This is a genomic window from Dactylosporangium sp. NPDC049742 (genome assembly GCF_040674675.1).
GTDB classification, from domain to species: domain Bacteria; phylum Actinomycetota; class Actinomycetes; order Mycobacteriales; family Micromonosporaceae; genus Dactylosporangium; species Dactylosporangium maewongense.
Window position 1 is genome coordinate 1 of sequence record NZ_JBFANF010000009.1, and the last position, 11961, is coordinate 11961.

12 protein-coding genes are annotated in these 11961 nt (G+C 71.9%); 8 read left to right on the forward strand and 4 right to left on the reverse strand.

Annotation, left to right across the window (positions count from 1 at the left end; translation table 11 throughout):
• The first annotated feature begins 553 nt into the window (after positions 1–553).
• From AB0J72_RS14015 to AB0J72_RS14040, 6 genes are all read left to right on the forward strand, one after another.
• A complete protein-coding gene (locus AB0J72_RS14015; protein ID WP_363398536.1) occupies positions 554–1141 on the forward strand; it encodes a hypothetical protein in 588 nt (195 codons plus the stop codon).
• A 212-nt stretch (positions 1142–1353) separates the two neighbouring features.
• Positions 1354–3519: a ricin-type beta-trefoil lectin domain protein gene (locus AB0J72_RS14020; protein WP_363398957.1), complete on the forward strand. Its 2166-nt coding sequence runs from the start codon at positions 1354–1356 to the stop codon at positions 3517–3519.
• 21 nt (positions 3520–3540) lie between these two features.
• Positions 3541–4740 (forward strand): GGDEF domain-containing protein, encoded by a 1200-nt coding sequence (locus tag AB0J72_RS14025; protein ID WP_363398538.1) that lies wholly within the window; start codon positions 3541–3543, stop codon positions 4738–4740.
• A gap of 13 nt (positions 4741–4753) precedes the next feature.
• Positions 4754–5485 carry a cobalt-precorrin-6A reductase gene (locus AB0J72_RS14030; protein WP_363398540.1) on the forward strand — a complete coding sequence of 244 codons (732 nt, stop codon included), beginning with the start codon at positions 4754–4756 and terminating at the stop codon, positions 5483–5485.
• Between the two features lie 13 nt (positions 5486–5498).
• Positions 5499–6317: a PHP domain-containing protein gene (locus AB0J72_RS14035; protein ID WP_363398542.1), complete on the forward strand. Its 819-nt coding sequence runs from the start codon at positions 5499–5501 to the stop codon at positions 6315–6317.
• Between the two features lie 9 nt (positions 6318–6326).
• On the forward strand, positions 6327–6803 hold the full coding sequence (locus AB0J72_RS14040; protein WP_363398544.1) for a hypothetical protein: 477 nt from the start codon (positions 6327–6329) through the stop codon (positions 6801–6803).
• 61 nt (positions 6804–6864) lie between these two features.
• Here the strand turns inward: AB0J72_RS14040 and AB0J72_RS14045 are convergent, their stop codons facing one another.
• Positions 6865–7026: a hypothetical protein gene (locus tag AB0J72_RS14045; RefSeq protein ID WP_363398546.1), complete on the reverse strand. Its 162-nt coding sequence runs from the start codon at positions 7024–7026 to the stop codon at positions 6865–6867.
• Positions 7027–7052: 26 nt separating this feature from the next.
• Here AB0J72_RS14045 and AB0J72_RS14050 point away from each other — a divergent pair, with 26 nt between their 5' ends.
• Positions 7053–7814 (forward strand): DUF5753 domain-containing protein, encoded by a 762-nt coding sequence (locus tag AB0J72_RS14050; RefSeq protein ID WP_363398548.1) that lies wholly within the window; start codon positions 7053–7055, stop codon positions 7812–7814.
• On the opposite strand, the gene AB0J72_RS14055 is transcribed toward AB0J72_RS14050, so the two are convergent.
• The 3 genes from AB0J72_RS14055 to AB0J72_RS14065 all read right to left on the reverse strand — a co-directional run bounded on the left by AB0J72_RS14055 (position 7796) and on the right by AB0J72_RS14065 (position 10974).
• A complete protein-coding gene (locus tag AB0J72_RS14055) occupies positions 7796–8545 on the reverse strand; it encodes a hypothetical protein (protein ID WP_363398550.1) in 750 nt (249 codons plus the stop codon). The genes AB0J72_RS14050 and AB0J72_RS14055 overlap by 19 nt on opposite strands.
• A 100-nt stretch (positions 8546–8645) precedes the next feature.
• Positions 8646–9890: an ROK family protein gene (locus AB0J72_RS14060; protein ID WP_363398552.1), complete on the reverse strand. Its 1245-nt coding sequence runs from the start codon at positions 9888–9890 to the stop codon at positions 8646–8648.
• Positions 9891–9921: 31 nt separating this feature from the next.
• Positions 9922–10974, reverse strand: a complete 1053-nt coding sequence (locus AB0J72_RS14065; protein WP_363398554.1) for a hypothetical protein — start codon at positions 10972–10974, stop codon at positions 9922–9924.
• A 158-nt stretch (positions 10975–11132) separates the two neighbouring features.
• On the opposite strand from AB0J72_RS14065, the gene AB0J72_RS14070 reads away from it, so the two are divergent.
• Positions 11133–11960: a LamG-like jellyroll fold domain-containing protein gene (locus AB0J72_RS14070; protein WP_363398556.1), complete on the forward strand. Its 828-nt coding sequence runs from the start codon at positions 11133–11135 to the stop codon at positions 11958–11960.
• Position 11961 lies beyond the last annotated feature (1 nt).

Genomic DNA, 11961 nt, shown 5'->3' on the forward strand with positions numbered 1-11961 from the left:
GATCGAAGGACGGGAACGGTCACCCCGACGACCAGCTCCGTCCTTGGATCATGCGGTTCGGGGGAGGGCGCGGCCTTCTCCGCGTCAGGGCGCGCAGCGGTCGCATCACGCCGCGGGACCCGGATCGAGCACCTTGCCGTGAGTAGTGCGGTCGTGGGCGGTAGTGCGGGGAACGTCAGGGCTTGATCGAAGGATCGCAGTGGTCGTCAGGGTGGCTGGATTCGTCCTTCGATCTTGCGCGGCGGCGGACAAGCGGGCGTTCCAACCGGAGTTGGACGGGCCGCGGATGCCCGCGTGAGCGGCGTCCTGCCGCGCGCGAGCGCAGGCAGTGCGCCGCGAAGCGGCGCATTGGGGCGCGGGTGAGAATCCCCGCCGGGACCCGCCGCGAAGCGGTGGGGCGGAAGCACAGTGAGGTGGGACACGGTGGTTGTCGGGTGGCATACATCCGGGATTCAACGGCCGGGTGGGGTGCGTAGGTTCATGGGCGTCGCAAGGAAAACAACCCCCTGAACACCTTCCGCGCACCACCACATACATAAGGAAACGAATCCCCATGAAGCGTCTGCTGATCGCGTCCGTTGTTGCCGGTGCCACCCTGCTGATGACCGCCGCTTGCGGGGGTGATGACAAGAAGGCCGACGACACGAAGGCCGCGCCGGCCGCCGCGGCCTCGACCGTTGCCAGCGCCGCGCCCGCCGGGAGTGGGCAGCCGTCCGGGAGTGCCAGCGCGAAGGCGAGCGGTGCGGCCGGGAAGGGGCTGCAGTACCAGACGGTGGCGAAGCTGACCGGTGACCTGTTCACCAAGGACCCGCTGTGCCCGGTCGGCCAGTGGGACACGAACTCGACGGGGGTGCCGTCGAAGTACCGGTCCGCGGTCGCGAACTTCAAGCAGTTCGACTGCTACAAGAAGAAGGGCGACTTCATGCCGTCGCGGGGGCAGCAGGCGATCTTCGTGGAGTTCAAGGCGGCCAACGCGGCCAAGGCGTACGCGCAGGACGAGGCGAAGATGTACCCGACGCTCATCGTCGGCAACACGGTCGTCGTGGCGGGCACGGGGCTGGAGAACACGGACATGAAGGCCTACCTGGAGGCCGTGAACGAGACGGTCGGCGGCGCGGGCGAGATCCTGGCGAAGGCTTAAATCCGCAGGCCAGCCCCTTAATTCAGGTCGCGTATTGACTAAGGTACCGGGGCGGGAATAGCCTCCGATGGATCTGTAAGGCAACTTCACAGATCTCGGCCTCCGTCGTCACCCACCGGCGTCGGAGGGCGGCTCCCCGCCCGCCCCGGACCTACCCCCGACATTGGTCCCGAGGGCGGGCGAACCGCCCAGAAGGGACCCCCGTGACCCGCATCTCACGACGCAGGATCGGTCTCGCCATCGGCGCGACCGTTCTTGCCGTCACCGGCACCACCGTGGTCGCCATGACCACCGCCTCGGCCGCCGCCACCGGCCAGATCACCGGCTACGGCGGCAAGTGCGTCGACGTCGCCGCCGCCAGCAGCGCCAACGGCACCCAGGTCCAGCTGTACACCTGCAACGGCACCGGCGCCCAGCAGTGGACGGTCGGCGACGACGGCACGATCCGCGCCCTCGGCAAGTGCCTCGACGTCAACGCCGCCAGCAACGCCAACGGCACGAAGATCCAGATCTGGGACTGCAACGGGACCACCGCGCAGCAGTGGTCCAAGCAGAGCGACGGCACGCTGCGGTCGCTCGGCAAGTGCCTGGACGCGACCGGCCCCAGCTCCGCCGACGGGACCAAGCTCCAGCTGTGGGACTGCTTCGCGAGCGCCAACCAGCAGTGGACGCTCCCGGGAGGCACCACGAACCCGCCGACCAGCACGCCCCCGAACAACCCGAACAACCCCGACCTCGGCCCGAACGTGTCGGTGTTCGACTCTTCGATGTCGCAGGCGACGATCCAGAACCGGCTCAACACCGTGTTCAACCAGCAGGTGACGAACCAGTTCGGCAACGCCCGGTTCGCGCTGCTGTTCAAGCCCGGCACGTACAACGTCAACGCCAACGTCGGGTTCTTCACCCAGGTCGCCGGCCTCGGGCTGAGCCCGGACTCGGTGGTCATCAACGGCGCCGTGCACGCCGAGGCCGACTGGTGGCCGGACGGCTCGCAGAACGCGACGCAGAACTTCTGGCGCTCCGCGGAGAACCTGTCCGTCACCCCGACCGGCGGGCTCGACCGGTGGGCGGTGTCGCAGGCCGCGCCGTACCGGCGGATGCACGTGCGCGGGAACCTGGCGCTGTCCGACGGCGGCTGGTCCAGCGGTGGCTGGATCTCCGACAGCAAGATCGACGGCCAGATCCAGTCCGGCAGCCAGCAGCAGTGGATCACCCGTAACTCGCAGATCGGCAGCTGGTCCGGCTCGAACTGGAACCAGGTCTTCGTCGGTACCGCCGGCGCGCCCGGCAACAGCTTCCCCAACCCGCCGTACACCACGGTCGGCGCCGCGCCGGTCGTGCGGGAGAAGCCGTTCCTGTACGTCGACAGCGCCGGCGCCTACCAGGTGTTCGTGCCGTCGCTGCGGACCAACGCCAGCGGCAACAGCTGGTCCAGCGGCAGCACCGCCGGGTCGAGCCTGCCGATCAGCCAGTTCTACATCGTGAAGGCCGACGCGACCGCGGCCAGCATCAACGCGGCCCTCGCCGCCGGGCAGAACCTGCTGTTCACCCCCGGCGTGTACCACGTGAACGACACCATCCGGATCACCCGCGCCAACACGGTCGTGCTCGGCCTGGGCCTGGCCACGATCGTGCCCGACAACGGCGTGACCGCGATGACCGTCGCCGACGTCGACGGCGTGAAGGTCGCCGGGGTCCTCTTCGACGCCGGCACCACCAACTCGCAGGTCCTCATGGAGGTCGGCCCGAACGGCTCGACCGCGGACCACTCGGCGAACCCGACGTCGCTGCACGACGTGTTCTTCCGCGTCGGCGGCTCGATCGCCGGCAAGGCGACCGTCAGCCTGCGGGTCAACAGCAACAACGTGATCGGCGACCACATGTGGATCTGGCGCGCCGACCACGGCAACGGCGGCACCGTCGGCTGGAACATCAACACCGGCGCGAACGGCCTCGTCGTCAACGGCAACAACGTCACCATGTACGGCCTCTTCGTCGAGCACTACCAGCAGTACCAGACGATCTGGAACGGCAACGGCGGCCGGACGTACTTCTACCAGAACGAGATCCCGTACGACGTGCCGAACCAGGCCAGCTGGTCCAGCGGCGGCGGGGCGCAGGGCTGGGCCGCGTACAAGGTCGGCGCGAACGTCACCAGTCACGAGGCGTGGGGGCTGGGCAGCTACTGCTTCTTCAGCACCAACCCGAGCGTCGTGCTGGGCCACTCGTTCGAGGTCCCGCAGACGCCGAACGTGAAGTTCCACAACATGGTCACCGTCTCCCTCGGCGGCACCGGCACGATCGCGCACATCATCAACAACACCGGCGGGCCGTCGAACTCCTCGACGAACGTCGCGAACTGGGTCAACTACCCGTAACCACTGCCGATCAGACCGGCGATGCTGTTCGTCGCCGGTCTGCTCGCGGTCTGCGCCGCGGCCCAGGTCGCGGTCATCCTGGCGCCCACGGCCGGCACGATCGCGACCGTGGGCGCCGCCACGACGCTCCTCGCCCTCGCCACGAACGTGCGGCTCTTCCGCCGTTTCGCCGCCGGTACCGGCAGGGCCAGGGTCGCCTGGTTCTTCGCCGGGCTCGCGTCCAGCGGCTGGACCCTGGCCTGCCTGCTGTACGTGCTGGACGTCGTCGCGACCGGCGTGCCGAGCGTGCACATCGCCTGCATCGCGATCGCGATCGTCCTGCTGTCCCGCAGCCGGCTCGGCGGCACGACCGCCGTCACCGTCCTGACCGGCGGGTTCGCCGTGTTCGCCGGCGCCACTCTCGCCTACCTTTGGCTCGGCCGGCACGGCTGGTCGTGGTACGTGCACAGCCTCCCGGCCGGGTACGGCACGGCGAGCGGGCTGCTGCACTTCGCCGGCCGGTTCCACATGCCGGCCGTCGGCGAGGAGCCCGCGGTCGCGCTCGGCTGGCGGGGCGCGCTGCCGTACGTGCCGGTCGCCGGCGCGTTCGCGGTCGCCGCAGCCGCCTACCGGACCGGTGCCGTCGACGGCGTCATGCTGTCGGCGCTGCTGCTCGTCGCCGGTCTGGTGCTCGTGCGGCAGTACCTGGTCCTCCGTACCAACGCGCAACTGCTCGCCGAGGTCAACCGGCAGCGGGCCGAGCTGGCGCACCAGGCGACCCACGACGACCTCACCGGCCTGCCGAACCGGGCGCTGCTCTACGCGACGCTGCCGTCGCTGCAGGGCGGGCTGGTGCTGCTCGACCTCGACGGGTTCAAGCAGGTCAACGACACGCTCGGGCACCCGGCCGGCGACCGGGTGCTCGTCGAGGCGGCCGGTGCGCTGCGGGCCGCGGTCCGGGCCGGCGACCTGCCCGCCCGGCTCGGCGGCGACGAGTTCGCGGTCCTGCTCGCCGACGTGCGAGACGAGCGGGAGGCGGTCGCGGTCGCCGACCGGATCATCGCCGGGATCGTGGCGCGGGTGGCGTCGTCGGGCTGCCCGGTGCGGGTCGGCGCGAGCGCCGGAGTCGTGGTCCGCACGCCGGGACTGGACGACGAGACGATGTTCCGCCTCGCCGACGCCGCGCTGTACCGCTCGAAGGCGGCCGGGAAGGGACGCGTCGAGCTGCACGTCGCCGCGTGACATCCTTGCCGGCGTGCGCACTGTGCTCATCCTCGGCGGGACCGGTGAGGCGAGGCGGCTCGCGGAGGCGCTGACCGGCGGCTGCCGGGTGATCAGCTCCCTCGCCGGGCGGGTCGCCGACCCTGCCCTGCCGCCCGGCGAGGTCCGCGTCGGCGGGTTCGGCGGCCCCGCGGGGCTGGCCGCCTATGCGCGGGCCGAGGCGGTCGACGTGGTCGTCGACGCGACCCATCCGTTCGCGGCCGGGATGAGCGCGTCGGCGGCGGCGGCAGGTGTACCGCTGGTGGTGCTGCGACGCCCGGGTTGGATCGCCGGCGAGGGCGACGAGTGGCACCGGGTACAGGACCTCGATGCCGCGGCGGCGTTCATCGCGGCATCCCCTTACGAGCGGGTGTTCCTCACCACCGGCAGGCAGGGCCTCGGCGCGTTCGCCGCCCTGACGGACCGCTGGTTCCTCGTGCGCAGCGTCGACCCGGTGGCGCCGCCGCACCCGCCGCGGCTGGCGTCGATCCTCGACCGGGGGCCGTTCACCGTCGACGGGGAGACGGCGCTGCTCACCTCGTACGACATCCAACTCCTCGTGACGAAGGACAGCGGCGGCCCGATGACGGCCGCGAAGCTGGACGCGGCCCGGTCGCTGCGGCTGCCGGTGCTCATGGTCGACCGGCCGCCCGTCACGCCCGGCGTGCCCGTGGTGGCGAGCGTCACCGACGCCCTCACACACCTGCGGGGCCTCGGCATCTCCTGACACGATCACCGGCATGCTCCCCGCGGACCTGCACACGCACACCGAGTTCTCCTGGGACACCGCGACCGGCGACATGGAGGGCTCCTGCGCGCGGGCCGTGGAGCTCGGGCTGCCGGCGATCGCGTTCACCGAGCACACCGACTTCGTCGTCTGGGACGTCGACGCCGTCCCGGGCCGCCGGTTCTCGCACATGGCCGACGACAGGAACCTCGCCCCGCCGCCGCTGGACGTGCCCGGCTACCTGGCGGCGATCGACCGGTGTCGGTCGAAGTTCCCGACGTTGAAGATCATCACCGGGGTCGAGCTGGGCGAGCCGCACTGGTTCCCGGCGCAGGCGTCCTCGCTGCTGGCGTCGGCGCCGTTCGAGCGGGTCATCGGGTCGCTGCACTCGCTGCGGGTGGACGGCCGGTTCCGCCTCGTCGAGGACGAGTACCCGCTGCGGGGCGTCGCGGACGTGCTGCGCGACTACTTCACCGAGGCGATCCTCATGATCGAGTCGGGTCCGCCGTTCTCGGCCCTGACCCACCTCGACTACCCGGTCCGCTACCTGCCGGACGGCACCACGTTCACGATCGCGGACTTCGAGGAGGAGATCCGGGCGGTGCTGCGCGCCCTCGCCGGCACCGGCCGAGCCCTGGAGGTCAACACCCGCCGCGGCCCGGAGCCCGAGTTCGTCGCCTGGTGGCGCGACTGCGGCGGGCGCGCCGTGTGCTTCGGCAGCGACGCGCACCGGCCCGACCTGGTCGCGACCGGCTTCGCCGAGGCGGCCGCGATGGTGGAGGCCGCCGGCTTCCGGCCGGGCCGCCACCCGCACGACCACTGGCTGCTCTAGGGTTTCGGGATGGGTTGGAACACGTCGGCGCTGTTCGTGCGGGGCGCCTCGGCGGCGGAGGCCGCCGCGCTGCTCGCGTCCCCCGTGGTCGCGGAGGGTGCCCCGGTCCCCGTCGACGAGGCCACGAGCGGGCTCGCCGACGGGGTGCTGTTCGCCGCGGAGACGGGCGGCTGGGCGCAGGTGTGGGACCCGTCGATGGCGCTCGCCCCGGCCTGCGACCCGCCCGGCGACGTGCTGAGCGTCATCTTCTCCAGCGTCGCCAGCACCTACGCGTTCACGCTCTCCAGCGGCGGCGAGGTCGTGCGGCAGGTCGTCCACGCCGACGGGGAGGTGGTCGTCGACGTGGGCACGCCGCTGCCCGTGGAGGCGACCGTGGAGATCCCGTCCTGGGGACCCGACGAGGACTTCCTGTGGGCCGTCATCGAGGCCGTGACCGGCACCGGCTACCCGGCGTCGCTGGAGTTCCAGCCGTACCGGCACGGCTGAGGCCCTTCTTTCAGTCCGCTCTTTCAGTCCGCTCTTTCAGTCCGCTCTTTCAATCCGCTCTTCAGTCCGCCGGCCAGCTGTAGTCGAACGACAGCGAGAACGTCCGGTCGATCCAGTCGCCGCTCGTCTCCCCCGGCGCCGGCCCCGGACGGCTGCCCGCCTCGCTCAGCCGCCGGCGGACCTCGGCCAGCTCGGCGGAGCGGTCGTGCGCGGCGGTGCGCACCCCGCCGTCGAAGCGCAGTTGGCGACGTGGGCATCAAGGACCGCGATCTGGAGCGGCTGCTCGACCTCTACGGCGTGACGGATCCGCGGGAAAGGGCCGCGATCCTGCACATCGCATCGGTGGCGAGCACGCGGCAGTGGTGGCACCAATACGGTGACGTCGTCGCCGACTGGTTCAGCGGCTATCTGGGGCTGGAGTCGGCCGCGGATCTCATCCGGACCTACGAGCTGCGGTTCGTGCCAGGGCTGCTGCAGACGTCGGCATACGCGAAGGAAGTGATCCGGCTGCGCTACCAGGAGCCGAGGGAGGCCGAGCGGCGGCTGGCGCTGCGGATGCACCGGCAGCAGATGCTGTTCGCGCGGGACACGCCGCGGCTGTGGGCGGTCATCGACGAGGCCGCGCTGCGGCAGCAGATCGGCGACCAGGCCGTGATGCAGGAGCAGCTGGCGTTCCTGGCGGAAGTGGTGCAGCGCCGGCGCGCCACCGTGCAGATCTTGCCGATCCAGGACGGCCTGCGGACCGGTGCGGGGAACTCGTTCACGATTTTCCGGTTGCGCTCCAGGCACCTCGCGGACGTCGTGTACATGGAGCACCTGGACAACGCCGAGTATCTCGCCGACACGGATCGCTGCGACCCGTACAAGGAGCATCTCTCGGAGCTCGTGGTCGCGGCACTGTTCCCGGAGGAGGAGACGATGCGCGCGCTGCAGGAGATCGCGCGCGGTGTGCCGCTGACCATTCCTGGCCGGCGCCTGAAAAGGGTGGTGGTTCAGGGGCGGGCTGGTTGAGCGGGCTGGGGGGTCGGGTCGGGGTTGGGCAGGAAGTGCTGGGTGGCGGCGATCGTGGGGTACAGGAGGACGGCGAGCAGGAAGGTCAGCGGGGTCCAGCCGTCGAGGGCGTCGATGGTGGAGGTGGCGAGGACCAGGGCCGTGCCGAGGAGGGCGCCGCCGAGGGTGACGGTCGTGCCGCGGCGGCGGGGGCCGGGGCGGGGTGGGCCGGCGTGGCGGTCCACAGCGGCGGCGAGGGTGGCGGCGCCGAGGAGGGCCGGGGTGGCGAGGAAGAGGGCGGCGAAGGGGCCGAGGAAGAGGTACAGCGCCAGGCCCAGGCCGGTCACGACGAACGTGAGGGCGAGGCCGAGCAGCAGGGCGAGCCACAGGTGCGCGGCGCGGCTGCCGGTCGGGGGTGGGGCGAGGAGGGCGTCGCGGCGCAGCCAGGTCGTGGCGAGGAGGGCGGCGCCCGCCAGGACCAGCGCCGCCGAGACGGCGAGGAGGACCGTGGTGGTGAGGGTCGTGGTCGAGGAGAGGTACTCGAAGGTCTGGCCGTCGTCGCGGACGCACGTGACGCGGGGTGGGAAGGAGCGCTCGACGGCCGTGAACGGGCGGCTCTCGTCGAAGCGGTAGTGGCACGAGCGGGCCGGGTCGAACTTGGACGGGCCGATGGCCCAGAGCGCGAGCGTGGTGCCGAGTCCGAGCAGGGCGCCCGTGCCGGTGAGCGCCCATCCGCCTGCCAGTGCCTTCATGCGGGACATGATGGCAAGGGGGCGCGAGGCGAACTGTTGCGATCTTCGCAGGTCGCGACACGACTTTCGGCAAACGGCGGTCAGAAGTGCGACACGGGGGTCAGGGGCGGGACGCGCGGCGCAGCAGCTCGGCCATCGGCAGGGTGGCCGCGCCGAACGCGACGGCGTCGGGGCCGAGCTCGCACAGCTCGATCGACACCTGGCCGAACGGGTGCTCCAGGGCCTGCTCCCCCGCCGCCGCGCGGATCTGCGGCAGGAAGCGGGCGCCGAGGGCGAGGCCGGCCCAGCCGCCGAGGACGACGCGCTCGGGGTTGAACAGGTTGACCAGGTTGCCGATGCCGGCGCCGAGCATGCCGGCGGTCTCGGCGAGGATGCCCTCGGCGTCGGGCGTGCCGGCCGCGATGAGGGCGGCGACGTCGGCGACCTCGTCGGCGCTGCGGACCAGGCCGGGGTTGACCTGCTGGTACCGGTCGAGGATGCCCTCGGCGCCGACATAGGCCTCCAGGCAGCCGCGGGCGCCGCACCGGCACTGCCGGCCGCCGTAGACGACCGTGGTGTGGCCCCATTCGCCGGCGCTGCTGCTCGCGCCGCGGTAGAGGGTGCCGTTGGTGATGACGGCGGCGCCGACGCCGGAGCCGACGAGGACGATGACGGCGTTGGCGGCGCCGCGGCCCGCGCCGAACCACATCTCGGCCTGGCCGAGGGACTTCGCGCCGTTCTCGATGAAGAGCGGGGCGGTGACGCCGCCGTCGCGCAGCAGCCCGTCGAGGGACGTGCCGCGCCAGCCGATGGTCGGGGCGTGCACCCGCACGGGGTCGGACTGCTCGACGGTGCCGGGCACGCCGATGCCGACGCCGATGACGTCGGCCGGGTCGGTGTCGCCGAGGACCTCGCGGATGCCGGCGAGCAACTGCCCGGCGACGGCCTCCGGGGCGGGCCGTGACGACGGCAGCGGCTCGTCGACGGCCGCGAGGCGGGTCATGGACAGGTCGAACAGCTCGACCTTGACGCCGGTCTCGCCGACGTCGGCGCCGACGAGCCGGCCGAAGTCGGGGTTGACGCGCAGCAGCACGCGCGGGCGGCCGCCGTCGGACTCGATCTGGCCGGCCTCGACGATGAGGTGCTCCTGGAGCAGCTCGCCGGTGACGCTGCTGGCGGTCGCGGCGCTCAGGCCGGTGATGCGGCTCAGGTCGTGGCGGCTCAGCGGCCCCCGGAAGAACAGCTCCGACAGCAGCGTTGACCGGTTGCGCCGGCGCATGTCACGGGTCGTGGCCCGCTCGACCTCGATGCGCACCACCGCCGCCTGTCCCTCCCCCGACTGCTGTTTGTCGGTGAATCGTGTCATGTGAGCGCTCCCGCGTCGACACCGTGGGTGCTCATCGTCGCCTGGCGCGTCGTGCTACGGCCGCGACCAGCATCAACGCGACCACCGTGAAGGCGCCCAGCAGCAGCGGGGCGCGGGTGGACCGCTTCGACTCGGGCGCCGTCCGGGCCTGCGCCTGGGCTTGAGCCTGGGCCGGCGGGGGCGGCGCGGCACTGCTCGGCGGGGCCGGTTTCAGGCCGCTGGGGTACCGCAGGATCACGGCCGGACCGTCCTGGTCGGAGACGGTCAGCAGGCTCGCGCCGTCGGCGGTGTAGGCGATCGCCTCCCCCTGCGGCTCGTCGGGCAGCGCGGTCACGGTGGCCTTGCCGGAGGTGATCGCCGCGGCGACGTCGCCGCCCTTGACCTCGAACTCGTAGGCGTCGGCGTAGGTGCGCACCACCGCCTTGGTGCCGTCGGCGGACACGGCGGCGCCGGTGACCCAGGCGATGCCGAGGAACCCGAACGGGTTGGACGTGCCGGTGCGCCGCGGCTCGAACGCGCCGACCTTGGTGAGCCGCGCGCCCTCGGTGTTGTCGGTCGGCAGCGGCGTGTCGAGGCGGAACACCTCGCCGTTGGGGTCCTTGGTGACGATCACCGGCCGGCCCCGCCCGTCGATGAGCAGCGCCTCGGCGTCGCGGGGCACCCCGTCCGGATACACCAGGCGGTGGATCTTCAGCTGCTTCGAGCCGGCGGCCATGGTCCACAGCGCGATCGTGCTGCGGCGGTTGCCGGAGCCGCCGGTCATGGGGCCGTTGTCGCCGATGTCGGCGATCCACAGCGTGCCCTTCCGGTCGACGGCGAGGTCTTCGGGGTCCCGGGCGGTCGTGGGGTACTGGACGGTGCCGCTCACCCTGCACGCCTTGTCGAGCATGAAGACGCGGGTCCTGGCGGGGTCGGGGTTGCTGTCGTTCTCCACGAGGTAGCCGGTGGGGGTGACGGCGAGCCCGGACACCTCGGTCACGCCGGGGTCGGTGATCCGGCACATCTCGGCGGGTGCCGCCGGCGCCCTCGCCGGCACGGCAGCGTGACCGGCGGAGGGCACCAGCACGATCAGCACAGCAACCACCGCCGCCCACCGCATGGTTCAAGTTTCCCAGAACCTTGACGATCATGTTCGGACATCCGGTTTGGGTGACCGTGCGTCAACCGTTCGGTTACGGAATGCAGCCGACACGTTGGGGGAAATGCTCGGAGGTTACGGCGTCAATATGACACATTTCGGGCATGAACACATGGGGGAACACGTATGGCGGACGGATGAGCGTCATCCGGCCGGCGGTGCTGGCGGCCGCGGCACTCTGCGCGCTCGGCGGCGCCGGCCCCGCGTCCGCCGCCCCGGGCCGGCCCGCACCCGAGCCGACCGCCGCCACCACCACGGCCGAGGCGGCCGCGCCGGTCGTCGTCGCCCGGTACACCTTCGACACCGCCAGCAAGGGAGCCGGGGGCGCCGTCGTCGCCGACGACTCCGGGCACGGGCACACGCTCACCTCGTCGGCCGGGCACGGTGGCAAGGTCCGGCTCGCCGAGCTGCCCGGGAGGATCACCACCGGCCTGGCGGTGGACTTCCCGACCCGGTGCGCCGGCAAGAAGTGCCCGCACGCGGTGTTGCAGACGCCCGACTCGCCGGAGCTGAACCCCGGCACCGGCCCGATCCGCTACGGCGCGACCGTGCGCCTGCCGAAGAAGGAGACCGGCTCCGGGCAGAACATCGTGCAGAAGGGCTACTCGGCCTCCGGCACCCAGTACAAGCTGCAGATCGACGGCGCGGCGGGCCGGCCGAGCTGCGTGTTCGCCGACGCGGCCGGGCCCGCGATCCACGTGGCCCTGTCGGACGTGTCGGTGTCCGACGGCGCCTGGCACCGCCTGGAGTGCCGCCGCGACGGCACCTCCCTGACCCTGCTCGTCGACGACGTGGTCCACGGCACGGCGACCCTGCCGGCGACGCTGTCGGTCGTCAACACCGTGCCGCTCAGCATCGGCGGCAAGGGCAACGGCAAGGACAACGACCAGTTCCACGGCATGCTCGACGACGTCTGGATCGCCCGCGGCTGAG

Bases quoted from the DNA above. Each gene is read 5' to 3' on its own strand.
- AB0J72_RS14025 (WP_363398538.1), top strand. From the start codon at position 3,541: ATGCTGTTCGTCGCCGGTCTGCTCGCGGTCTGCGCCGCGGCCCAGGTC.
- AB0J72_RS14040 (WP_363398544.1), top strand. From the start codon at position 6,327: ATGGGTTGGAACACGTCGGCGCTGTTCGTGCGGGGCGCCTCGGCGGCG.
- AB0J72_RS14015 (WP_363398536.1), top strand. From the start codon at position 554: ATGAAGCGTCTGCTGATCGCGTCCGTTGTTGCCGGTGCCACCCTGCTG.
- AB0J72_RS14070 (WP_363398556.1), top strand. From the start codon at position 11,133: ATGAACACATGGGGGAACACGTATGGCGGACGGATGAGCGTCATCCGG.
- AB0J72_RS14035 (WP_363398542.1), top strand. From the start codon at position 5,499: ATGCTCCCCGCGGACCTGCACACGCACACCGAGTTCTCCTGGGACACC.
- AB0J72_RS14055 (WP_363398550.1), bottom strand. From the start codon at position 8,545: ATGAAGGCACTGGCAGGCGGATGGGCGCTCACCGGCACGGGCGCCCTG.
- AB0J72_RS14060 (WP_363398552.1), bottom strand. From the start codon at position 9,890: ATGACACGATTCACCGACAAACAGCAGTCGGGGGAGGGACAGGCGGCG.